This window comes from Corynebacterium sp. ACRPE, from assembly GCF_022347435.1.
In the GTDB taxonomy this organism is placed as follows: Bacteria; Actinomycetota; Actinomycetes; order Mycobacteriales; family Mycobacteriaceae; genus Corynebacterium; species Corynebacterium tuberculostearicum_D.
Genome location: NZ_JAKRNA010000017.1, coordinates 1 through 22,462, shown reverse-complemented (window position 1 = coordinate 22,462; position 22,462 = coordinate 1). Strand labels below are relative to the sequence as shown.

At 61.7% G+C, this 22,462-nt stretch carries 20 protein-coding genes and 1 pseudogene; 12 read left to right on the top strand and 9 right to left on the bottom strand.

Translation table 11 applies throughout. The features are described 5' to 3' along the window. Positions 1-8: 8 nt before the first annotated feature. The 3 genes from MHY13_RS08750 to MHY13_RS08740 are packed head-to-tail and all read left to right on the top strand — an operon-like array spanning position 9 to position 2,576. On the top strand, positions 9-824 hold the full coding sequence (locus tag MHY13_RS08750) for a GDSL-type esterase/lipase family protein (RefSeq protein WP_239282885.1): 816 nt from the start codon (positions 9-11) through the stop codon (positions 822-824). Between the two features lie 52 nt (positions 825-876). Next, a complete protein-coding gene (locus MHY13_RS08745; RefSeq protein ID WP_200435940.1) occupies positions 877-1,962 on the top strand; it encodes an S-(hydroxymethyl)mycothiol dehydrogenase in 1,086 nt (361 codons plus the stop codon). Further along, entirely contained in the window at positions 1,962-2,576 is a 615-nt protein-coding gene (locus MHY13_RS08740) for an MBL fold metallo-hydrolase (protein ID WP_005323087.1), read from the top strand. The genes MHY13_RS08745 and MHY13_RS08740 overlap by 1 nt, the downstream gene beginning before the upstream one ends. 3 nt (positions 2,577-2,579) lie before the next feature. Here MHY13_RS08740 and rfbA read toward each other — a convergent pair whose 3' ends face one another. From rfbA to MHY13_RS08705, 7 genes are all read right to left on the bottom strand, one after another. Next, a complete protein-coding gene (gene rfbA / locus MHY13_RS08735) occupies positions 2,580-3,428 on the bottom strand; it encodes a glucose-1-phosphate thymidylyltransferase RfbA (RefSeq protein WP_239282884.1) in 849 nt (282 codons plus the stop codon). After that, entirely contained in the window at positions 3,429-4,784 is a 1,356-nt protein-coding gene (gene rfbD / locus MHY13_RS08730) for a dTDP-4-dehydrorhamnose reductase (protein WP_239236286.1), read from the bottom strand. 2 nt (positions 4,785-4,786) lie between these two features. Then, the gene (gene rfbB, locus MHY13_RS08725; protein ID WP_239282883.1) at positions 4,787-5,791 is read right to left on the bottom strand and encodes a dTDP-glucose 4,6-dehydratase; all 1,005 of its coding nucleotides are present in this window, start codon (positions 5,789-5,791) and stop codon (positions 4,787-4,789) included. Positions 5,792-5,846: 55 nt separating this feature from the next. Then, complete coding sequence (locus tag MHY13_RS08720) at positions 5,847-7,325, bottom strand: HNH endonuclease signature motif containing protein (RefSeq protein ID WP_239282882.1); 1,479 nt, start codon at positions 7,323-7,325, stop codon at positions 5,847-5,849. 141 nt (positions 7,326-7,466) lie between these two features. Further along, positions 7,467-8,792, bottom strand: coding sequence for a M1 family metallopeptidase (locus MHY13_RS08715; protein WP_239282881.1), 1,326 nt, complete (start codon positions 8,790-8,792; stop codon positions 7,467-7,469). Positions 8,793-8,837: 45 nt separating this feature from the next. After that, positions 8,838-9,917 (bottom strand): alpha/beta hydrolase family protein, encoded by a 1,080-nt coding sequence (locus MHY13_RS08710; protein ID WP_239282880.1) that lies wholly within the window; start codon positions 9,915-9,917, stop codon positions 8,838-8,840. Positions 9,918-9,950: 33 nt separating this feature from the next. Next, a complete protein-coding gene (locus tag MHY13_RS08705; protein WP_239193783.1) occupies positions 9,951-11,363 on the bottom strand; it encodes an alpha/beta hydrolase family protein in 1,413 nt (470 codons plus the stop codon). Positions 11,364-11,902: 539 nt separating this feature from the next. Between MHY13_RS08705 and lpdA the strand changes: the two genes are divergently transcribed. Next, complete coding sequence (gene lpdA, locus MHY13_RS08700; protein ID WP_239282879.1) at positions 11,903-13,315, top strand: dihydrolipoyl dehydrogenase; 1,413 nt, start codon at positions 11,903-11,905, stop codon at positions 13,313-13,315. 358 nt (positions 13,316-13,673) lie between these two features. Here lpdA and ramB read toward each other — a convergent pair whose 3' ends face one another. Beyond that, the gene (ramB, locus tag MHY13_RS08695) at positions 13,674-15,083 is read right to left on the bottom strand and encodes an acetate metabolism transcriptional regulator RamB (protein WP_239282878.1); all 1,410 of its coding nucleotides are present in this window, start codon (positions 15,081-15,083) and stop codon (positions 13,674-13,676) included. Between the two features lie 370 nt (positions 15,084-15,453). Between ramB and MHY13_RS08690 the strand changes: the two genes are divergently transcribed. From MHY13_RS08690 to MHY13_RS08655, 8 genes are all read left to right on the top strand, one after another. Then, a complete protein-coding gene (locus tag MHY13_RS08690) occupies positions 15,454-16,209 on the top strand; it encodes a succinate dehydrogenase cytochrome b subunit (protein ID WP_239282877.1) in 756 nt (251 codons plus the stop codon). Between the two features lie 15 nt (positions 16,210-16,224). Then, positions 16,225-18,240 (top strand): fumarate reductase/succinate dehydrogenase flavoprotein subunit, encoded by a 2,016-nt coding sequence (locus MHY13_RS08685; protein ID WP_201802305.1) that lies wholly within the window; start codon positions 16,225-16,227, stop codon positions 18,238-18,240. Next, positions 18,240-18,989, top strand: coding sequence for a succinate dehydrogenase/fumarate reductase iron-sulfur subunit (locus MHY13_RS08680; RefSeq protein WP_005327185.1), 750 nt, complete (start codon positions 18,240-18,242; stop codon positions 18,987-18,989). Before MHY13_RS08685 ends, MHY13_RS08680 begins: the two co-directional genes overlap by 1 nt. Before the next feature lie 56 nt (positions 18,990-19,045). Further along, positions 19,046-19,420, top strand: coding sequence for a hypothetical protein (locus MHY13_RS08675; protein ID WP_239282876.1), 375 nt, complete (start codon positions 19,046-19,048; stop codon positions 19,418-19,420). 251 nt (positions 19,421-19,671) lie between these two features. Next, positions 19,672-21,006 carry a DUF445 domain-containing protein gene (locus tag MHY13_RS08670; protein WP_239282875.1) on the top strand — a complete coding sequence of 445 codons (1,335 nt, stop codon included), beginning with the start codon at positions 19,672-19,674 and terminating at the stop codon, positions 21,004-21,006. A 19-nt stretch (positions 21,007-21,025) separates the two neighbouring features. Next, on the top strand, positions 21,026-21,463 hold the full coding sequence (locus MHY13_RS08665; protein ID WP_204610385.1) for a CGLAU_01105 family protein: 438 nt from the start codon (positions 21,026-21,028) through the stop codon (positions 21,461-21,463). Positions 21,464-21,468: 5 nt separating this feature from the next. After that, complete coding sequence (locus MHY13_RS08660) at positions 21,469-21,759, top strand: DUF2516 family protein (RefSeq protein ID WP_239236274.1); 291 nt, start codon at positions 21,469-21,471, stop codon at positions 21,757-21,759. Then, positions 21,759-22,286: a deoxyribose-phosphate aldolase gene (locus MHY13_RS08655; protein ID WP_239282874.1), complete on the top strand. Its 528-nt coding sequence runs from the start codon at positions 21,759-21,761 to the stop codon at positions 22,284-22,286. The genes MHY13_RS08660 and MHY13_RS08655 overlap by 1 nt, the downstream gene beginning before the upstream one ends. Here the strand turns inward: MHY13_RS08655 and MHY13_RS08650 are convergent. Continuing rightward, positions 22,283-22,462 (bottom strand): annotated as a pseudogene (locus MHY13_RS08650) (DUF2993 domain-containing protein); the annotation flags it as partial. The gene MHY13_RS08655 and the pseudogene MHY13_RS08650 overlap by 4 nt on opposite strands.

Sequence of the window (22,462 nt, the reverse complement as noted above, 5' to 3'; positions counted from 1 at the left end):
AGGATCTCATGAAATCTCTGCAGCTCAAAGTCCTCTCCGTGGTGGCGTCCGCGCTGGCCGTCGTAGGCGTGGCTGTCGCACCGCAGGCCACCGCCGCGGAGCGCAACCTGGTAGCCTTCGGCGATTCCGTCTTGGCGGATCCAGACGCCGGCTCCTACCTCGCTCACCGCTACGCCCCCTCTAAAGGTGTGGGCGTAGATTGCCCGACCTCTAATAATTACGCCAAGCGCGCCGGCGCCAAGCTGCGCCTTCCGGTGCGGGACTTCTCCTGCTCCGGCGCCGTGTCCATGTCCCGCGGCCCGCAGATCTTCCAGCAGGTGGATGCGGCCATCCGTACCGGCGCGCTGAGCCCGGCCACTAACCGCGTGGTCATCACCACCGGCTTTAATGACACCTACAACCACCGCGATATGAGCCTGCCGCAGATTCGCAAGGAGTTCGCGGACCGCACCGCCCCGCAGATCGAGCGCATTAAGCGCGCTGCCCCGAACGCTCGCGTCCAGATCGTGGGATACCCCACCATCGGCACCGGCCCTTATTACTGCCTCTTCCACTTCGGTCCGCGCCCGGCCGATTCCACCTTCCTGCCGGGCATCCAAGACTTTGAGAATAAGGCGCAGTGGATGCAGGTGGACTTGGCGGCGCGCACCGGCGTGCAGTTCCTGGATCTGAAGCCCTCTACCCGCAATAACGGCATGTGCGCCGATGCAAACCAGCGCATGTGGGCTGGTCTGGTGGACTTTACTGGTGGTGACGGCAACCTGCCCATCCATATGAACCAGCGTGGTCACGAGCATGCGGCCAACGTCATTGCCCACTCTTAAAAAGAGTTTTCAATAATGCGCCGGTTTTGAAAATATCGGTACGCTCGGGCGCATGACTGTAAAAGCTGTTATCGCCCGTTCCAAGGGTGCGGAAGTCGAAACCGTCAACATTGTCGTTCCTGACCCCGGCCCTAACGATGTCATCGTGCGCGTCCAGGCCTGCGGTGTGTGCCACACCGACCTTGCTTACCGCGATGGCGATATTGAAGACGCCTTCCCTTTCCTGCTCGGCCACGAGGCCGCAGGCGTAGTAGAGACCGTAGGTTCTGCGGTCACCCACGTGGAGGAAGGCGACTTCGTCATTTTGAACTGGCGCGCCGTGTGCGGCGAGTGCCGCGCCTGCAAGAAGGGCGAGCCAAAGTACTGCTTCAATACCCACAACGCCTCCAAGAAGATGACCCTCGAGGACGGCACCGAGCTCACCCCTGCGCTGGGCATCGGTTCCTTCGCTGAGAAGACCCTGGTCCACGAGGGCCAGTGCACCAAGGTGGAAGACACCGACCCGGCTGCCGCTGGCCTGCTGGGCTGCGGCATCATGGCGGGCCTCGGCGCGGCCGTGAATACCGGCGATATCCAGCTCGGCGAGTCCGTCGCTGTCTTTGGTTGCGGCGGCGTTGGTATGGCTGCCATTGCGGGTGCCAAGCTGGCGAGCGCGGCCAAGATCATCGCCGTGGACATCGACGAGTCCAAGCTGGAAACCGCTCGCGAGTTCGGCGCGACCGACACCATCTGCTCCAAGGATCTCTCGGAGCAGGAGGTTATTGACGCGGTCCGCGAGCTCACCGGCGGCTTCGGTACCGACGTGTCCATCGACGCCGTGGGCATCCAGCCCACCTGGCGCCAGGCCTTCTACTCCCGCGACCACGCCGGCCGCATGGTCATGGTGGGCGTGCCGAACCTCACCGACCACGTGGACATTCCGGCCATCGACCTCTACGGCCGCGGCGGCTCCATCAAGCCTGCGTGGTACGGCGATTGCCTCCCAGAGCGCGATTTCCCCGCCTACGTAGCGCTGTCCAAGGCCGGCAACTTCCCGCTGGACAAGTTCGTCTCCGAGCGCATTGCGCTTGACGACGTCGAGCAGGCCTTTACCACCATGAAGTCCGGCAAGGTTCTGCGTTCGGTGGTGGAGTTCTAATGCGTATCGATAGCACGGTTACTTCTGGCAAGTTCCGCCTCGATGGCGGCGAGTGGGACGTGGACAATAACGTCTACGTCGTGGGCGATGACTCCAGCGTGTACGTGGTGGACCCCTCCCACGATCTGGATGCGGTAGCAGAGCTCGTTGGCGACCGCCGCGTGGAAGGCATCTTGCTCACCCACGCGCACAATGACCACTGCGAGCTCGCCCCCGAGGCCGCCAAGCGCTTCGATACCGAGGTCTACCTGCACCCGGACGATGACATGCTGTGGCAGGAGTCCAATGGCGATGCTCCATACACGCCATTGGCGGACCGCGGTCAGTTCGATATTGGCGGCGAGAAGATCACGGTCTACCACACCCCGGGCCACTCGCCGGGCTGCGTGGTGCTGCACGTGGGCGAGACGCTGCTGTCGGGCGATACGCTCTTCAACGGCGGTCCTGGTGCCACCGGCCGCAAGTACTCCGACTTCGATGTGATCATCGAGTCGCTGAAGAACGTCGTCTTCACCCTGCCGGAGGACACCAAGGTCCTGCCAGGGCATGGCGACGCCACCACGGTGGGCGCGGAGGCAGCGCGCATCGACGAATACATCGAGCGCGGCTACTAGCCTCTAGTACGCCCGCAGGTACTCGCCGTAGCCGGACTTAAGCAACGGCTCGGCGAGTTTTTCTAGCTGGGCGCGGTCGATGAAGCCGGCTTCGAAGGCGGCCACTTCTGGTGAGCCAATAACGATGCCGGTGCGTTTTTGCATCACCTCGACGTAGGCGGAGGCCTCGCTCATCGAGTCCACCGTTCCCGTATCGAGCCATACGCTCCCGCGGTGCAGGCGCTGGACACTGAGCTCGCCGCGGCGCAGGTACTCTTCGTTCACGGCTGTGATTTCCAGTTCGCCGCGGCCGCTGGGCTTGATGCCCCTGGCTATCTCCACCACCGAGTTGTCGTAGAAGTACAAGCCCACCACCGCGTGGTTCGACCGCGGTACTTCCGGCTTTTCCTCGATGCTCAGCGCATGGCCTGCGGTGTCGAATTCCACGACACCATAGCGCTGCGGATCCGAGACCTCGTAGGCGAAGATGATGCCGCCTTCCGGATCTTGGCAGTGGGCGAGCTCGCTGCCGAAGCCGTGGAAGATATTATCGCCGAGCACGAGTGCGACGCTGTCGTCTCCAATAAAATCCTCGCCAATCAAAAAGGCCTGCGCGAGCCCCTCCGGCCGCGGTTGGACCGCGTAATCGATCATGAGTCCGAGCTGCGATCCATCGCCAAAGAGCCGCTGGAAGGCCCCCGCATCCTCCGGGGTGGTGATGATGAGGATTTCCCGAATACCCGCCTGAATGAGCGTGGTGAGCGGGTAATAAATCATCGGCTTGTCATAAATGGGCATGAGCTGCTTCGAGATGCCCTTGGTAATCGGGTAGAGCCGCGTGCCGGAACCGCCGGCCAGGATGATGCCTTTCATTTAATCCTCCGGGTACAGCGCCAAGTACAGGGCAAGGGCCGCGCGCCAATTCGGCGGCTTGAAGCCCGTAGCCTCGATTTTATCTAGCGCAAGCGTCGACTCCTTGGGGCGCGGCGCCTCGGGGCCCGCGATCTCGCGGTATTGCTCGGTGCTTACCGGAGTGACCTCGGCCGGGTCGTGGCCGAGCCCGATGAACACGGCCATGGCAATCTCATCGCGGCCCACGGTATCGCCCGAGTTGGAGAGGTTATACACGCCGTACTCCGCTCCGGATTTAAGCAGGTGGACGATGCCCTTGGCAAGGTCCTCGGCAAACGTGGGCCGCCCGCGCTGGTCATGGATGACTTTCGGCTCCACTCCCTTATTGGCCAGCCGGCGCATGGTGGACATGAAATTCTCGCCCTCGCCGAACACCCACGAGGTGCGGATGACGTAGTGCTGCGGCGCGGTCTGCGCGGCGGTATCGCCCGCGGCTTTCGACGACCCGTATGCACTCAGCGGCGACGGTAGCTCCTCCTCGGAGTGGACCTCGCTCGCCCCATCGAAGATATAGTCGCTCGACACATGCACCAGCGTGAGTTGGTTCTCCGCGGCGATGCGCGCCAGCCGTGCGGGCGCTTCCGCATTGACGGCCCAGGCGGCGGCGCGGTCGTTTTCGGCGCCGTTGACGTCGTTATACGCCGCGCAATTGATGATGGCGGAGTACTGCTTCCAATTCCGTTCTGGTGGGTCGGTGATATCGAAGTCGGCGTGGGTACACAATTCAGCATCGGCAAGCAGGCGTTTGAGCGCCCGCCCCAACTGCCCGTTCGCGCCGGTGACGAGGATGCGCCGGGCGGGCATCGGGCTCACGTCTTTAAGAGCGGGGTGCTGCTTGTCCTTCTCCGAAATCTCGGTGGGCTCCAGCGGCCAGTCCACGATGTTGAGGTTCACCGCGGCGTAGCGAGCTTCGGCCGACCAGTGCTCATTCACCAGGTAGCAGTAGGAGGTTTCCTCCAGCGCCTGAAAGCCATTGGCGACGCCCCGTGGGACAAACACCGCAGTCTCCGGCCCTACCTCGTGGGTGACGACCTCGCCAAAGCTATCTGACCCCTCGCGCAAGTCGCACCATGCGCCGAAAATCTTGCCCTGCGCCACCGAGACGAGCTTGTCCCACGGCTCAGCGTGCAGGCCGCGCGTAGCACCGGCGTGATTAAAAGAGATATTGTTCTGCACCGGCTGGAAGCTCGCGAGCTCGGGCGCGAGGCCGGTGAATTTTTCGCGTTGCCAATTCTCCTTGAACCAGCCGCGGTTATCGCCGTGCACGTCGAGGTCGATGATGAGCAGCCCCGGGATGGCGGTTTCGGTAATACGCATATCTACTGTCCTTGCTGCTTGTAGCGGGCTTCCACGTCTTCTTTCTCGGGCTTCCACCAGCCCTCGTTATCGCGATACCACGCGATGGTGTCTTCGAGACCGGCGCGGATATCCGTGAACCGCGGGGTCCATCCCAGCTCGCGACGCAGCTTGGCGGCGTCCATGGCATAACGCTGGTCGTGGCCGGGGCGGTCCGCCACGTGCTCATAAAGTGCGCGCCCATTGCGGGTGTGGCCCATGATTTCGCAGATCAGCTCAATGACCTGCTTATTATTAATATCTTCCTGGTCCGCGCCGATATTGTAGGTCTCGCCGATGCGGCCCCGCTCGAGGATGGCGAGCACCGCTTCGTTGTGGTCATCGACGTGGATCCAATCGCGCACCTGCTCGCCCGTGCCATAGAGCTTGGGGGTGTGTCCGGAAAGGATATTGCTGATTTGGCGGGGGATGAACTTCTCGATGTGCTGGTAAGGCCCGTAATTATTGGAGCAGTTTGAGATGGTCGCGCGCAGTCCGAAGGAACGCACCCATGCCCGCACGAGGTGGTCAGACCCCGCCTTGGTGGCTGAGTACGGGCTGGAGGGAGCGTAGGCGGTCTCCTCAGTAAACTTGGTGTCTGCCCCGATTTCCAGATCTCCGAAAACCTCGTCAGTGGAGACATGGTGGAGGCGGGTATCGTGCTTCCGGCAGGCTTCCAGAAGGGTGAATGTGCCTACGAGGTTCGTGTGGATGAAGGGCGAGGGGTCGCGCAAAGAATTGTCGTTATGGGACTCGGCGGCAAAATGAACCACTACATCGGCAGCGGCGACGAGCGGTTCTACGGTGGCGGGATCGGCGATATCCCCCTCCACGAGGTCAATATCGAGACCGGCGAGGTTGGCGCGGTTTCCGGCGTAGGTCAGTTTATCGAGCACCGTAACGCGGGTATCGGGGCGCGCCTGGCATATTAGGCGCACGAAATTGGCGCCGATAAAACCGGCGCCGCCAGTGACGAGCATCGTTTGCATGGTTATCCAGTGTAGGGCAGTCGGGCGCGCGGCTGTGGCAGGCCGCGGGCCCCGGTCAGGCCGCTCCCGGAGGTGAGGGCGGTGGCGAAGGCGGATCGGTGAGCCTGCGGGCCGGGGCTTGTTCCGCGGCGGGGTGGTCGTTGACCTCCACGGTCGGCGATAAGCCGTTGGTGTGGGCGGCTCGGTATCCTACCCGGCCCGTGTCGGGGTCTCGTTCGGCGTGTCCCATTCCGTTGCGGCCATCGCGGTAGTCGTTATTGTCCACGTGGTGCCGGCGACACAACAGAGTGAGGTTCTTGAGGTCGGTGGCGCCACCGTGAGACCAGGCTTGGAGATGGTGGACGTCGCAGTCCTGCCACGGGCGGTTGCATTCTGGGTGTGTGCAGACGAGCTCGGAGGCTGCGAGGGCGAGCTTCTGCCAGAGGGACGCGGTGCGCTTGGTGCGGCCAAGCTCGAGGGGGAAGCTCTTGTCGTCCACAGCGCAGAAGAAATCGTGCCGCGCGCCGCCGAGGCGAAGGAGGTCGAGCGGGGTGAGCTCGATGCCGGTGCTGGTAGCGAAACGGGTATCTCCGCCCATCGCTTCTAGCTCCTCCAAGGTAGTGGCGACGAAGAAGGAGCCGAGACCGTCGGAGTTCTTTTGGGTGGCGGAAAGATAGCTGGATAGCGCAGCGGTTAATTGGTCCGCCATGCGCTGGGCATAGGTGCGGGTATCGTCCTCGGCACTGAGATCCGCGCTGCCCTTATTCTTGGCGGGCGCGAAGGCGCTGGCGAGGATGGCAGCTGCGGAGGCATCGAGATAGCCGGAGATGTGCACGCCGCCATCAGCATCTTGGCGGGAGATACTAAAGCGGCGTTTGCGGGTAGCGGCGTGCGGATCGGGCTCGCCGGCTGGGTTGAGAGCGTGCTTATTCGCTTTGCGGATGGCCTTGCGCAGCCACTCGCGCAGGGAATCGAAGGAACGACGCTTGGCCTGCTCGAGAGCCTGGTTGCGCAGTTCGCTCGGGCCGGGGATGGCGTACTTGCTGAGGCTGCGCAGCTCGTTTTCGATGAGGTTGAGGATGCGCTCGGGGATAGGATCTTCCTCAAAGAGCTTCTTGCGGCGCTTCTCCTCCTCGCGGCGCTCGCGGTCAGCGCGGCGGCGGGATTCCTCTTCGGCTCGGGCGCGTGCGGCATCGTCCGCATCGGGGTCCGCAGGGGGAGTGGGCTCCGGATCGGGGATGGGTGCGAAGAGGTTGCGTCCATTGCGGAGGCGGGCGGCGGCCTCGGCATCGGTAAGGCCTAGGCGCGTGGTCAGGTAGTCCTTGGCCTTGGAAGAACCAACGCGGCGGCCGGCGTCATCCCGCTCCGCGATGAAAGCGAAGGCGGCGTCGATGGTGGACTTATTGCCTAGCGCCCGCTCCAAGTGTTCGAAATGCGAATGAAGAAGCTCGAAGGACAGATCGGAAGGATCCTGCATGAGGCTGCGCAGCTGGGTGAGCCCAGTGGCAACCTGTGCGATGGCGGAGTCTATCTCCGCGTGCTTGGTGGTCTGCATGATCCCTCCCTTCCTTTTCGTTTACATGTTCTATCTTACCCAGATAAAACACCCCGTCAACAGGAAAGAAGAGATTGGTCAATAGATTAGACATTCCCCAAACAAACGCAGCCAAAACCCCGCAAAGCGGGGCCAAAACCACTAATTCGGGAAGGGGGGAAGGGCCTTTTGGTTGAGCCAGGCGTCTACGGTGGCGTCGAAAAGCGCGGCATCAGGAGCGGCGGCGCGGAAGGAATCTAGCAACATGGAAGGCTCCACCACCGAATGTTGGTGCTCGGTGAGGTAGCTGCGGAGGGTGGTAAAGAAGGCGTCGCCAAGCAGGCGGTGAATGGCGTGCACGGTCAAGGCCCCGCGCTTATACACGCGGTCATCAAACATATCGCGCGCACCCGGATCGGAAACGGTGAGGTTCTGCGCCTTGCGTCCCAGGACGTTGTAGTGGGAACGTGCTGCCTCGCGCGCGGTGGTCTCGCCCTTGTGCTCGCCCCATAGCCACTCGCTGTAGCAGGCAAAACCCTCATTGAGCCAAATATCCTTCCACTCGCCCAGGCCCACGGAATTGCCAAACCACTGGTGGGAAAGCTCATGGGCAATGAGGCGCTCGAAGGCGTGGTCGCCCTTGATGTGGTTGGAGCCAAAGATGGAGAGGCCCTGCGCCTCCAGTGGAATCTCCAGCTCATCTTCCGTGATGACCACCTGATAATCCGCAAAGGGATACGGGCCGTAGAGGGAGGAGAAGAAGTCCACCATTTCCTGCTGCTGGGCAAACTCGTTCAGCACGCGCTCGCGCAGCGCGGCCGGCGCCCAAGCGCGCGTGGAAGGTCCCAAATCGAAAGAAGAGAACTCTCCTACCTGCACCGTCGCCAGATAGGTGGCCATGGGCTCGCGGGTGCGGTAGTGCCAGCGCGTGGTGGAACCGCCCGCCCGGCGGGAGACAAGGTCACCATTAGATACCACGATGAAGGGATCATCGGCCGTAATGATGATGTCATAGAGTGCCTTGGCAGAAGGCGTATCGTCGCAGGGGAACCAGCTCGGCGCGCCATTGGGCTGGCTGGCCACCAGCGAACCGGACTCGGTTTCTTCCCAGCCAATCTCGCCCCAGGTGGTGCGGATCGGCCGCGGGCTGCCGCCATAGCGAATCACCAGCTCAAACTCAGTGCCGGCCGCAATCTCCTCAGCAAAGCGCAGGCGCAGCTTCCCGGAGGACTGGCGGAATTTAGCCACCCGCGGCGCACCCTTTGCGGTCACGCGCCGAGCCACCATCGCCCCGCCCAGATCTAGGGTCAGGGACGCCAAATCTTCATCGGCCCGGATGGCCAAAATAGCCTCGCCGTGGAGCAGGTTGGGCTCCACGCGGTAGGTCAGATCCAGCGTGTAGTGGGAGACCTCAAAGCCGAGGTTAAAATCCACGCCGGTATAAGGATCAGTGTGGGCACGCGAAAGGGCGGTAGGAAGCAACTTCATAATGCTGCAAGCCTACCGCCCTTTTAGCCGCGGAAAGAAACGAGCTTATTTATTGAAAGCGCGCTCGAAGACCGGCCAAGAATCCTTGAGGTCCGCAATCCAGTGCGGCCAGGAGTGGGTGCCGGTATTGCGGAAGTTGTAGGTCGCCGGGATGCCAGCCTGGTCCAGCTTGGCCTTGAAGTTGTGGGTGCAGTAGTTCACGCCAGCCTCGATGGCGCCACCTTCGACCTGCAGCCGAGCGGAGCCCACAGCAGCGATAGCAGGGTTAGCTCCCTGATTCGTATAGTAAGAATACGTATCGGTTTCTCCGGCCAACCCAGAACCGGAAGAGATGTACAGATCCGTGCCGCGCAGCTTCTCGTGGTTCATCATCGCGTCGTTATAGCGGTTGGTGGGGGAGCCGAACGGGCCCCACATCTGCTCCGCGGTCGCACCACCGCGGTTGACGGTAAGCTCAACGGCCTTGTGCTCTACCGGGTAAGCGGTGGCTGCGCAGCCGGCGTAGGAACCGACGGCGTCGTAGAAGCCCTGGTTGTGCTCCGCCAGCAGCAGGGAGGAAGTGGCGGACATGGACATGCCCGCGACAGCGCGGTGATTATCGGCCTTGATGTGGCCCTCGATGGCGCCCGGCAGTTCCTTGGTGAGGAAGGTTTCCCACTTCTGTGGGCCCTTGAGGTACTTGGAGTTCGGCTCGGATACCCAGTCGGTGTAGTAGGAGAAAGCACCGGCCTGCGGGATGACCACGTTGACGTTCTTGGAGTGGTAGAAATCGACGGCGTCAGAAAGCTTCAGCCAGTCCATGTCCTGCTCCGCGCCGCCTGCACCGTTGAGCAGGTAGATGGTCGGGCGGTTCTCATCCGTTGCGCGAATGACGGCCAGCGGAATCTTACGGCCGTTCATGGCAGGGGAGGTGGCCTGCAGCTTTTCGACGCGCGGATCGTCCTTGTACTTCTGGTACCAGGTCTGCTGCTCCAGCTCTGGGGTGACCTCCAGTGGGGCCAGGGTGGACTGGGCGGCGTTGCCCGCTACCTGTTGCGGGGTGAGCTGTGCGGCCCCCGCCATTGGGGCGCAAGCCAAGCCTGCGCACACTGCGGTGCCGGCAAGGATGGAGCTTAGGCGCTTCATAGTGCTTCTTTCCTGTAGTTATTGAATTCCTGATTATTCGGCAGCGACAGCAGCCTCGGCGGACGCTGCAGCCTCCGCAGCGTCCGGAACCTCTGCGCCCTCTGCGTCCTTGCCTGCGACAAAGTCCTTATCCGGGGACTGGTCAGCGGCGCTCGGGGCGTCCTTAACCTGCGCATCTTCCTCGGCCTGCGGTGCCTCGATGGAAAGCTCGTTGGGCTTTACCTCCGGCTCGGCCGGTGCCTCTGCGGCATCCTTGGCAAAGCCGCGCTCGAAGGTTGCCCAGGAGGTGAAGAGGTCATTGCGCCAGCCCGGCCAGGAGTGGGTGCCGGTATTGCGGAAGTTCCAGTCCGCCTTCATGCCCTGGGAGTCCATCTTGGCCTTGAGGTCATGGGTGCAGGAGTTCATGGCAGCCTCGATGACGCCGCCCTCAACGATGAGGGTGGAAGACCCCGGAACACCCCAGTCGTTGGCGCCGCCCAGGCCGGAGTTGACCGAAACATAAGTCTCGGACTTGCCCAGGTTATTCGGGTTAGCGTTCACCAAGGCATCGTTGTACACGTTGTACTCGCTGCCCATAGCGCCCCACATCTGATCGGCCGAGCCACCGCCGCGGTTGACGGTCAGCTGGGTGTACAGGCGTGGCAGCGGGCGAGAGGTGGAAGCGCAGCCAGAGAAGGAGCCCACGGCGTTGTAGAAGCCCGGGTTGTGCTCCGCCAGCAGCAGGGAGGAGGTCGCGGACATGGACATGCCGGCAATCGCGCGCTTGCCATTGCCGCCGATGTGCTCTTCCAGTGCGCCCGGTAGCTCCTTGGCGAGGAAGGTTTCCCACTTCTGCGGGCCCTTGAGGTAGCCGCTATTCGGGGAAGATACCCAGTCGGTGTAGTAGGAGAAGGCGCCGGCCTGCGGGATGACCACGTTGACGTCCTTGGACGTGTAGAAGTCCACCATGTCCTGTACGCCCTCGGCCTCAGGGTCGATGTCGTGGTTAGCAGTGGCGGTCAGCCAGTCCATGCCCTGCTCGGCGCCGCCGGCGCCGTTGAGCAGGTACAGGGTGGGGCGCTGCTTATCAAAGTTGCCGTCCGGGGTGATGACCGCCAGCGGAACCTCGCGGCCGCCCATCGCGGCGGAGGTGGCGGTCAGGGCCTTAACGTGGTTGCCGTAGTGCTTGTCCTGGCCACTCTTGTGGCCGAAGGCATAGCCTTTCCACTTGTCCTTATCTTTCAGCTTGGCAATATCTACCACGCGGTTTTCGCCTTCGGTGGTGATGGCGTAGTTGATGTTTTCCGCATCCGCCGAGTCGGTGAGGTTTACCTCGCGGATGGTGGACGGGGTGGCGTCACCCTGGATCTCGGCCGGCTCGACGGCGGAGGCGAGAGGGGCGGAGAGGACTCCTGCCGCGATGGCGATGCCTGCGACGCTGGAGCCGATAGAGCGCAAAGTATGCATATTTTTAGCTTCCTCGAGTTAAGAGAATCTTCTCAGTAGGTATCGTTCCGCATAGCGGGAGTGTTAGCAAGACTCTATGCCTTAATAGCCCTTTTAATGTAGCAAAACCTGTGACGTATGTGGTTTGTGTGTCATAATTCTGAACGCAGCGCGTATGTATGTAACGGTGTCGCTACAATCTCCGCTAGTACTAAACGTGTGAATAATGCGGTCCCCAACCGCGGGCCCATCCCTCGCTCTAGGCAAGTAAAAACACAGAAAGAAGCATAATGAACGTTTTCGATTCCATCCTCGTATCCATCAATGAAGTTCTGGGTCAGTTCCTGCACATGGGTTCCTCCATGTCCTCCGCCGCCGCATTGGCTCTCGGCCTGTTCTAAAACACCGAACCCATAGAGCCCTGCGTGGGGGCGTCGCGCGCTTGCCGACGCCACCGTGCAGGGCCTTTGTGCGTTTTACCCCCGAAGCGTGGGGTACTCGGGCACAAGCGTGTGACCCAATGCGCGACATGGAGGGGAAAGTTACGTATCCTAAAGGGCGTGACTAATGAACATTATGACGTAGTAGTACTCGGCGCGGGCCCTGGCGGCTACGTGGCCGCCATCCGTGCAGCTCAGCTTGGTAAGAAAGTTGCCGTAATCGAGAAGCAGTACTGGGGCGGTGTCTGCCTCAACGTAGGCTGCATCCCTTCCAAGGCACTGCTGAAGAACGCTGAGGTTGCCCACACCTTCAACCACGAGGCCAAGGACTTCGGCATTTCCGGCGATGTCTCCTTCGACTTCAGTGTTGCCCACAAGCGTTCCCGCAAGGTTTCCGCGGGAATCGTCAAGGGTGTCCATTACCTGATGAAGAAGAACAAGATCACCGAGATCAACGGCCTTGGCTCCTTCAAGGACGATAAGACCATCGAAATCACCGATGGTGATGACAAGGGTAAGACCGTCACCTTCGATGACTGCATCATCGCTACCGGCTCCGTGGTCAAGTCCCTGCCGGGCGTAGAGCTCGGCGGCAACATCGTGTCCTACGAGGAGCAGATCCTCAACGATGAGGCCCCGAAGTCCATGGTCATCGTCGGCGCCGGCGCCATCGGCATGGAATTTGCTTATGTTCTGTCCAACTATGGCGTAGACGTCACCATCGTGGAGTTCATGGACCGCGTCCTGCCGAACGAGGACAAGGACGTCTCCAAGGCTATTGCCAAGGAGTACAAGAAGCTCGGCGTCAAGCTGCTGACCGGCTATAAGACCACCTCCGTGAAGGACAACGGCGATAATGTCACCGTTGAGGTCGAGTCCAAGGACGGCTCCAAGCAGGACACCCTGACCGTGGACCGCGCCATGATCTCCATCGGCTTCGCCCCGCGCACCGAGGGCTTCGGCCTGGAGAACACCGGCGTTGAGCTCACCGAGCGCGGCGCGATTGCCATCGATGACACCATGCGCACCAACGTTGACCACATCTACGCCATTGGTGACGTCACCGCGAAGCTGCAGCTCGCCCACGTTGCTGAGGCACAGGGCGTTGTGGCCGCAGAGACCATCGCCGGCGTGGAGACCCAGCTGTTGGGCGATTACATGAATATGCCGCGCGCTACCTTCTGCAACCCGCAGGTCGCTTCCTTCGGCTACACCGAAGAGGCTGCCAAGGAGAAGTTCGCGGACCGCGATATCAAGGTCGCTACCTTCCCGTTCTCCGCTAACGGCAAGGCCGCTGGCCTCAATGAGACCGCGGGCTTTGTCAAGCTCATCGCGGACGGCGAGTACGGCGAGCTCATCGGCGGCCACATGGTGGGCTCCAACGTTTCCGAGCTGCTGCCAGAGCTGACCCTGGCGCAGCGCTTCGACCTCACCGCTGAGGAAATCGGCCGCAACGTTCACACCCACCCGACCCTCTCTGAGGCCATGAAGGAAGCTGCCGAGGGTATTGGCGGCCACATGATTAACCTCTAAGCAGGGCTGCTTGCCGACGTCCACCTTTTCTCCCACCACCGCCCCAGCAGCGGCGGGAGGATAGGACCTCGGCACACCACAACGGCAACAGCATCGGCACCGCTGATCCTCCTCCGCCCACACGGAGCAGGAGGATCAGCGGTGCCGATGCTCTTTGTGTGCATAACGCGCGCAACCCTCACTGCTACTCGAAAATTTTTCGAGTAGATTTCGAGTAGGCTTCGAGTAGGCTTCGAGTAGGCTTCGAGTGCTGCCAAACCGGCAGGTCGTAACGTTATTTACTCGAAACGAGCTCTTTCGAGTAGCTTTCGAGTAGTTTTCGAGTAGCTTTCGAGTAGGTCGATTGGTGCCTAAGGCGCTAGTAGGGCGCAACGGCGGAGCGGTGGGCATCGACGTTGATGACCTCGTTGATCGGTGGGAAGGCGCGTTGCGCGCAGTTCTCGCGCGGGCACGTGCGGCAGCCGGAACCGATGGGGGTGGCCGAGGAGAGATCGGTGAGATCGAGCCCCTCGGCGTAGACGGTGCGGTCGGCGTGGCGGGCTTCGCAGCCTAGCCCGATGGCGAAAAGCTTATCGGTATCGCCAAAGCGCCCTTGGTGGTGCTGGACGGCGCGCGAAATCCACAGATACTTGCGGCCGTCGGGCATCTGCGCCAGCTGGCGGGAGATAATGCCGGGCTGGGTGAAGGTCTCGTAGACATTCCACAGCGGGCAGGTGCCGCCGTTATTGGAAAAGTGCACGCCGGTGGCGGATTGGCGCTTGGACATATTGCCTGCGCGGTCGACGCGGACAAAAGTAAAAGGAATGCCGCGGAGGTTATCGCGCTGCAGGGTGGACAGGCGGGAGGCCACGGATTCATAGCCCACGCCGAAGACCTGGCAGAGGTATTCCACGTCGTAGCCGGAGCGCTCGGCTTCGGAATGCATCAGTGCATAGGGCATCACGGTGGCGGCGGCGAAGTAGCTGGCCAAGCCGCGCTGTGCGAGGTTGCGCGAAGCATCCGAGGTAAACGGCTCCTCCTCCACTAAGGCGGCGATGTCCTCCCCGGCCTCGAGGAAGCTCAGCTCCGCGGCCATGCGGAAGGCGCGCTGGCCTTCGCTCAGGCGCGACGCGAGCCGGAACTCGCCGGTCTCGCGGTTAAAGCTGTGTAGCGTGCCATCCATCTGAGAAGTGATGCGGATATCTACGTTGTGGCGATCGCGCAGGCGCTGGGCCAGGGCATGTTCGGTGTCGCGAATGCCGAAGTGGGTGACCGAGAGGGCGTCGGCAAGCTGTTCTGCATGGTGGTCCAAGCCGTCCAGGTAGTTCTGGCGGGCGTAGAAGAAATCGCGCACCTCATCGTGCGGCATGGACAGGGCCTGGGTGGCCTCGGTGGTGCGGCGGGTATCCGTGGCGAGCGAGAGCTTATCGCGCACGTTGCGGTAGCGGCGGTGGACATCCACCAGCGTGCGAGCCACGGTGGGGTGGTTATAGACCAGCTCGGAGAGCTCCTGCAGCTCGACGGGGGAGGGGCAGAGCTCCTTGTCTTGGATGACGTCCTGAATCTCGGCGAGGAGGCGGGAGTCATCGTCGCGGGAGAAAAAGGTGGCATCGACGCCGAAGACCTCGGTGATGCGGAGGAGCACCGGAACGGTCAGAGGCCGAACGTCATGTTCGATCTGATTGACGTAGCTGGCGGAGAGCCCAAGCGTTGCGGCAAGGGAAGCCTGACTGAGATCGCGCTCGCGGCGAAGCTGGCGAAGGCGGGAACCCACATACGTCTTACTCATGCCGGCAAGGTTACTGGGCGGCCAGCGGGTGTGCACCCTAATTACAAAGATCTTGCGAAGAATATTCACCACGCCTGTGGGGCTCATGTGGGTTTCATGCGAAAGTTTGACACATAAAGGGGTAAGGCGGTCACTCTAGTAACACCGGGTGAGCAAGTTCACATTCAGAACGCGAATTACGCAACGTAAATATTGCGGAATTGCGAGCGGCCAAGGTAGCGACGTTTTGCCTCAAACCTTCTAAGGTAACCCTTGCCTAAAAGAATTCTGGCTTTAACCGTACCACCGTACCGTTAGGTGAAACACCGCAGGAATTGACTAGTAACCAGCGGTTAAGCCCAGTTAAAGTGAGGGCGACAATGGAGGTGTCATGACTTTAAGAAATCCCGACCGTGAGGCAGTAGCTCACGGCCACATTACTAACGAACCAATCCGTCAGAAGCCGGGAGTGCCCTCCTGGGTTCTGAAGCTCATCATGGCCGTCACCGGCCTGCTGTTTGCACTTTTCGTCGTCGGCCACATGGCCGGCAACCTGAAGTTGTACTTGCCGGCGAACGGCGGCGAAGAAGCACTAGATGAATACGGTGCATTCCTGCGCTCCATGGGCGAGCCGTTGTTCCCGCATGAGGGCGCATTGTGGATCATTCGCGCCGTCCTGCTGGTCGCCATCATCGCCCACATCTACGGCGCGATCGCCTTGACTGCCCGCTCTAAGGCATCCCGCGGCAAGTTCCGCCGCAGCAACCTCATGGGTGGCCTAGATTCCTTCGCCACCAAGACCATGCTGGTCTCCGGCCTGGTTTTGCTGCTGTTCATCATCTTCCACTTGCTGGACCTGACCATGGGCGTACAGCCCATCGCCCCAGGTGACTTTGCAGAGGGTGCAGTGAAGGCCAACATGATTGCTACCTTCAGCCGCTGGCCGGTCACCATCGTGTACGTGATTGCCATGTGCTTCCTGTTCCTGCACCTCACCCACGGCATTCGCCTTGCCGCCTCTGACCTGGGTATCACCGGTGCGAAGTGGCGTCAGACCTTCCTGATCTTGGCGTACGTCATCCCGGCCGTTGTCTGCATCGGCAACATCGTTATGCCTTTGTCCGTTGCCCTGGGCTTGGTCAGCTAAAGGAGTTAGAAACCCATGACTAATACTGAACTCAAGCGCGAGCACCCTAAGTTCTCGCACCCACAGTCCATCGTTCCGGGCGTATCCGCCGGCAACATCCTGGAATCCCACGAGCCGCACGGCGTGCCGATGAAGGATATGTGGTCCCACCAGAAGGACCACATGCAGCTCGTCTCCCCACTGAACCGCCGCAAGTTTGAGGTTCTCGTGGTTGGTACCGGCCTGTCCGCTGGTTCCGCTGCGGCCGCACTGGGCGAGCTGGGCTACAAGGTAAAGGTATTCACCTACCACGATTCCCCGCGCCGCGCGCACTCCATTGCCGCGCAGGGTGGCGTCAACGCCTCCCGTGCCAAGAAGGTGGACAATGACTCCGCCTACCGCCACACCAAGGACACCGTGAAGGGCGGCGACTACCGCTGCCGCGAGTCCGACTGCTGGCGCCTGGCAAACGAGTCCGTCCGCGTTATTGACCACATGAACGCCATCGGCGCCCCATTCGCTCGCGAGTACGGCGGCACCCTGGCTACCCGTTCCTTCGGTGGTGTGCAGGTCTCCCGTACCTACTACACCCGTGGCCAAACAGGTCAGCAGCTGCAGCTGTCCACCACTTCGGCGCTCTACCGCCAGATTGGCTTGGGCAACGTGGAGCTCTTCGCTCACAACGACCTGCAGGACATCATCGTCTACAACGACAACGGTAAGAAGCGTGCCGGCGGCATCGTTACCCGCAACCTGATTACCGGTGAGCTCAAGGCCTTCACCGGCCACGCAGTTGTGCTGGGTACCGGCGGCTACGGCAACGTCTACCACATGTCCACCCTGGCAAAGAACTCCAATGCCAGCGCCATGATGCGTGCGTACGACAGCGGTGCTTACCTGGCTTCCCCCGCCTTCGTGCAGTTCCACCCGACGGGCCTGCCGGTCAACTCCGATTGGCAGTCCAAGACCATCCTGATGTCGGAGTCCCTGCGTAACGACGGCCGCATTTGGTCCCCGAAGAAGGAGGGCGACGACCGCGACCCGAATACCATTCCGGAAGAAGAGCGCGACTACTTCTTGGAGCGCCGCTACCCGGCATTCGGCAACCTGGTTCCGCGCGACGTTGCTTCCCGTGCCATCTCCCAGCAGATCAATGCCGGCCTGGGCGTTGGCCCGCTGCACAACTCGGTGTACCTGGACTTCCGCGACGCCATCGAGCGCCTAGGCAAGGACAAGATCCGCGAGCGCTACTCCAACCTGATCGAGATGTACGAAGAGGCTATCGGCGAGTCCGCCTATGAGACCCCGATGCGCATCGCCCCGACCTGCCACTTCACCATGGGCGGCCTGTGGACGGACTTCAACGAGATGACCTCCATCGACGGCCTCTTTGCCGCCGGTGAGTGCTCCTGGACCTACCACGGTGCTAACCGCCTGGGTGCAAACTCCCTGCTTTCGGCTTCCGTCGATGGCTGGTTCACCCTGCCGTTCACCATCCCGAACTACTTGGCTGACCACCTCAACGAGGAGAAGCTGGCCGAGGATTCCCCAGAGGCACAGGCAACCCTGGCACAGTCCCAGGAGCGCATCGACCGCCTCATGGGTGTGCGCGGTGAGAACCCGCACGGTCCGTCCTACTACCACCGCCAGCTGGGCGATATCCTCTACCATGGCTGCGGCGTGTCCCGTAACGTCGAGGACCTCAAGGCCGCGATCACCAAGATCCGCGAGCTGCGCGAGGACTTCTGGGCTAATGTCCGCATTCCGGGTGAGGCCAATGACATGAACCAGGTGCTGGAGTACGGCCTGCGCGTTGCCGACTACCTGGACTTGGGTGAGCTCATGTGTGTTGACGCTCTGGACCGCGATGAGTCCTGTGGCGCTCACTTCCGCGAGGACCACCTCACCGAGGACGGCGAGGCAGAACGCGACGACGAGAACTGGTGCTTTGTTTCCGCCTGGGAGCCGGGCGCTAATAAGAACGAGTTCATCCGCCACGCCGAGCCGCTGTACTTTGATTCGATCCCGCTGATGACAAGGAACTACAAGTAATGAAACTGACACTTGAGATCTGGCGTCAAGCCGGACCGACCCAAGAAGGCCACTTCGAGACCGTCCAGGTGGATGACGCTTCTGAGCAGATGTCCATCCTGGAGCTGTTGGACCACGTCAACGAGGGCTACATTGAGCGCGGCGAAGAGCCCTTCGCCTTCGCTTCCGACTGCCGTGAGGGCATCTGTGGTACCTGTGGTCTGACCGTCAACGGCCGTCCACACGGCCCTGGGCAGAACACCCCGGCCTGCCAGCAGCGCCTGTTCAACTTCACCGATGGCCAGACCATCAAGCTGGAGCCATTCCGTTCCGCTGCCTACCCGGTCATTAAGGACATGATCGTGGACCGCGCGGCACTGGATCACGTGATGGAGCAGGGCGGTTACGTCTCCATGGACGCTGGTACCGCTCCGGATGCAGATACCATGCACATCAACCATGAGACCTCCGAGTACTCGCTGGACCACGCTGCCTGCATTGGCTGCGGTGCCTGCGTTGCTGCCTGCCCGAACGGTGCGGCTCACCTGTTTACCGGCGCGAAGCTGGTACACCTCTCCCTCATGCCGCTGGGCAAGGAAGAGCGTGGCCGCCGTGCCCGCAACATGGTCGACGACCTGGAAGCCAACTTCGGCCACTGCTCCCTCTACGGTGAGTGCGCCGATGTCTGCCCGGCCGGCGTTCCGCTGACCGCAGTTTCCGCAGTTACCCGCGAACGTGCACGTGCTGCTTTCCGCGGCAAGGACGACTAAGCTAAGGTTATTCCGTAGGAATACTAGGAACGAGAGAAAGACAGAAAGACTCCGCCATGAGCGATAACACCCACGCAGTCGCTGACTACACCAGCGAGACCTACCCGGAGTTCTCCGGCAAGATTCAGGACACCTACATTGAAGGCTACGATCCAGTATCCTTCGGTGCTCCTCACTCTTCCCTCCTGCGCACCTCCACCTGGGTGGGCATGGGTCTGATCATGTCTTGCCTCCCGGCTGCCGGCATCTTCATTTGGGGTCTTGGCGTGTGGGATACCCCGCTGGGCACCGCAGGCGAGAGTGACTACACCCTGACCATGATCATCGGCATCATCGCCCTAGTCATTGTGGCCATCGCTGCGGTAGGCTCCGTCCACTACGGCCGCCGCTACTACCGCAAGTACCGCAAGGAAACCGGCCGAGTTAACTAAGGTGCTTGCCTAATCCAGGCATTGCCTAAGTTTCTGTACTGACTCGACGTCACCCCCGCCTCCATTAGCATGTTCACCGTGCAGGAGGCGGGGGTTGCGTGATCTCTCACCATCTAAACGACGCTGCCGCTAGCACGTGGTAGCGATTCAACAAGTCGCTGGAATGACGGCAACCACCGGGCATGTCCGAGGCGGGCACTAGTGTTATAGAACGAAGCTGAACTACACCTTCACAACCTCAAGGAGAACTCATGACGCACCGCGCGGACGACAGCCTCGAAACGGCTACGGCAACGGCCTCGTCGGGTGCTGCTCCCGTGCCGCAGGCTGGCAATCAGGAGGCTCGGCGTGCGGACCTGCGCCGGTGGAAGGCGATTGCGCTGTCGTTCCTGATTGGTGCGGCGGTGATCTTTTTGGCGTGTTCGTGGTGGCAGGCGTCGGAAAGCGGGGCTCCCGTCTGGGTGGGCTACGTGCGTGCAGCGGCGGAGGCCGGAATGGTGGGTGGCCTGGCGGACTGGTTTGCAGTGACCGCGCTCTTCCGCCGGCCGATGGGGCTGCCCATCCCGCACACGGCGCTGATTCCGAATAATAAGGACCGCGTGGGCGATGCCTTAAGTGACTTTGTGGAGGAGAACTTCCTTACCGCAGATGCGCTTAGCGCCAAGGTGCGGGAGGCGGAGCTGCCGCTATGGCTGGCGCGCCAGGGGGTGGAACCCGGCAAGGCGGAGGAGGCCTCCGCGTGGATTGGTGAGCGTGCCGCCAGCGTGGTGGAGGATCTCGACCCCGAAGAAGCAGAGCAATTCATCCGCACCCAAGTCATGGACCGTCTGGCCGAGCCCGAGTGGGGCCCGCCGCTGGGTAGGTTGCTGGAGGGCTATATTGCTGACGGCAAGGCTCGACCGCTGGAAGACGACCTCATTGAGTGGGCACACGGCAAGATTCTGAGCATGGAGCCCACCGTGGTCACCGCCATCGACGAGCGCATGCCGGGATGGGCGCCGCGCTTTGCCCGCGAGATGGTGGGGGAGAAGGTCTATACCGAGCTCGTGGAATTCGCCGATGAGGTGCGCCGCAATGGCAACCACGAGGCCCGCCTGGCCATTCGCCGCAACCTGTCCAAGCTGGCCTCGGATCTGCAGTGGGATGCGGACATGCGAGGGCGCATCGAGGGAATCAAGCAAGAGATGCTCGCCTCCGACCAAGCCCAGCAGGCACCGGCTGCCATGTGGCGTACGGTATCCACCACGCTCATTGATCAGCTCAATGATCCGGAGTCTTTCCTGCGCCAGAAGATTACGGCGAAGGTAAAGGAGTTGGCGCACCGCCTGCTCGAGGACTCCGAATTCCTGGCCCAGGCCAATGCGCTCGTGGATAAAGCCGCGCGCTACGCGGTGGAGAAATTCGCGCCGGAAATTATCGCTATTATCCCAGAGACCATCAAGCGCTGGGATGCGGAGGAAGCCTCCCAAAATATCGAGCTCATGGTGGGCAAGGACCTGCAATTTATTCGTTTGAACGGCACTATCGTCGGTTCCCTGGCAGGATTGGTGATATTCGCGATCAACCACCTTATCTTTGGTGCTTAGACACAAGGAGTAATGAGCAATGAGTGATAATAAGAAGATTTTCGATTCCCTGAAGGATGCCGGCAGCGCTGCTTTTGAGGTAGCCAAGGACTTCGGCGGCCGCCTGCAAGAAGAGCGCACCCAGCACGCTCATGGCGCGCAGGCACAAAGCCCCTACGGCGCCACCGGCAAGGATGGCCTAGTGGACAAGGCCACCGCCACCGCGAAGGAATTTGGTGCTTCCTTGAAGAAGGCCGCGGACGGCACCCGCGAGTCCGCGTCTTTCGCTGACGCCAAGGGCAAGTTCTCCACCGCCTATCAGGAGACCCGTGGGGGCGTTATGGATGCCTATAATTCCGCCCAGGCCCGTCGCGCGGAAAAGAAGAACGGCGCGCGCCCCGGCCAGAATTCGGCTCCTTCGCAGGGCGATAATATTATCGATGGCGAAGTAATCGATACCGACGACCCGAAGAATTAATCTGCATGGATATCCTTCTATATCTCGCATTCCGCTTTGATGCCATCATTTTCCAAATCCTCACCCTGACCGCCATCGTCGGTGCGGTGCTTGCCGCCGCCACGCGCGAGGATGCCTTCCGCGCCGGCGACCGTCAGGGCAAGTGGGTGTGGGTTGGCCTCCTGGCGGGCTCGGCGGTAGCGATGGCCACCGGCATGCCATTCCTGTCCTGGATCGGCGCGGTCATTACCGGCGTGTACTGGTTTGATGTGCGCCCGCAGCTCAAGGCCATCATCAACGGCGATTACAGCTACTAATGCTTAACCTGCTTGCTGCCCCGGCCGCGATGGTCAAGGACCGCGCCGCCGATAACACCGTCGTGGTCTCCCCACACCACGTTTCTATTGCCGCGGGGGCCGGCGCGGCCGATATCATCTCCGTCGCTGGCTATCCCACCGGCCGCCACCACACGCTCATTAAGGCCTCTGAGGCGCGCTTGGCCATCCAATCGGGCGCCAGCGAGGTGTGGGTCAGCCTCGATGAGATCGTGACGGATGCCAATGCCGTGCTCTCCGAGCTCATCGCCATCCGCGAGGCCTGCCCGGATCCGGCCCGCTTGGGCCTCATCGTGCCGGAGGCTGTGGGCGCAGATGCGGCCGAAGCCGCGGATGCCGCGGTTACGGCTGCACAACAGGCCGGCTACCAGCGCCTCATTGTGCGCAGCAGCGAGGCTGCGGCCGCGGACCGCGCAGAATCCGGCGCCGGTGAAGAAGGCATGAAAAAAGGACCGGAGTTGGCGGCTGCCAAGCTTCCGGTCCTCGAATTTCCCGCCGCTGTGGTTTAGGCGGCTTGCTTCTGCGCGTCCTGCTGCGGCGCGCCATTATTAGACCCGCTGTTGCCGGTGGCGCCCTCGCCGCCGGCCAGCTTATCCATGTCGTTCATCGGAACATCGGTGCCGGTGATGGTGAGCTTGAGTTCGCCATCGAGCACCTCTACGGAATCGACGTTCATGTCCGAGCC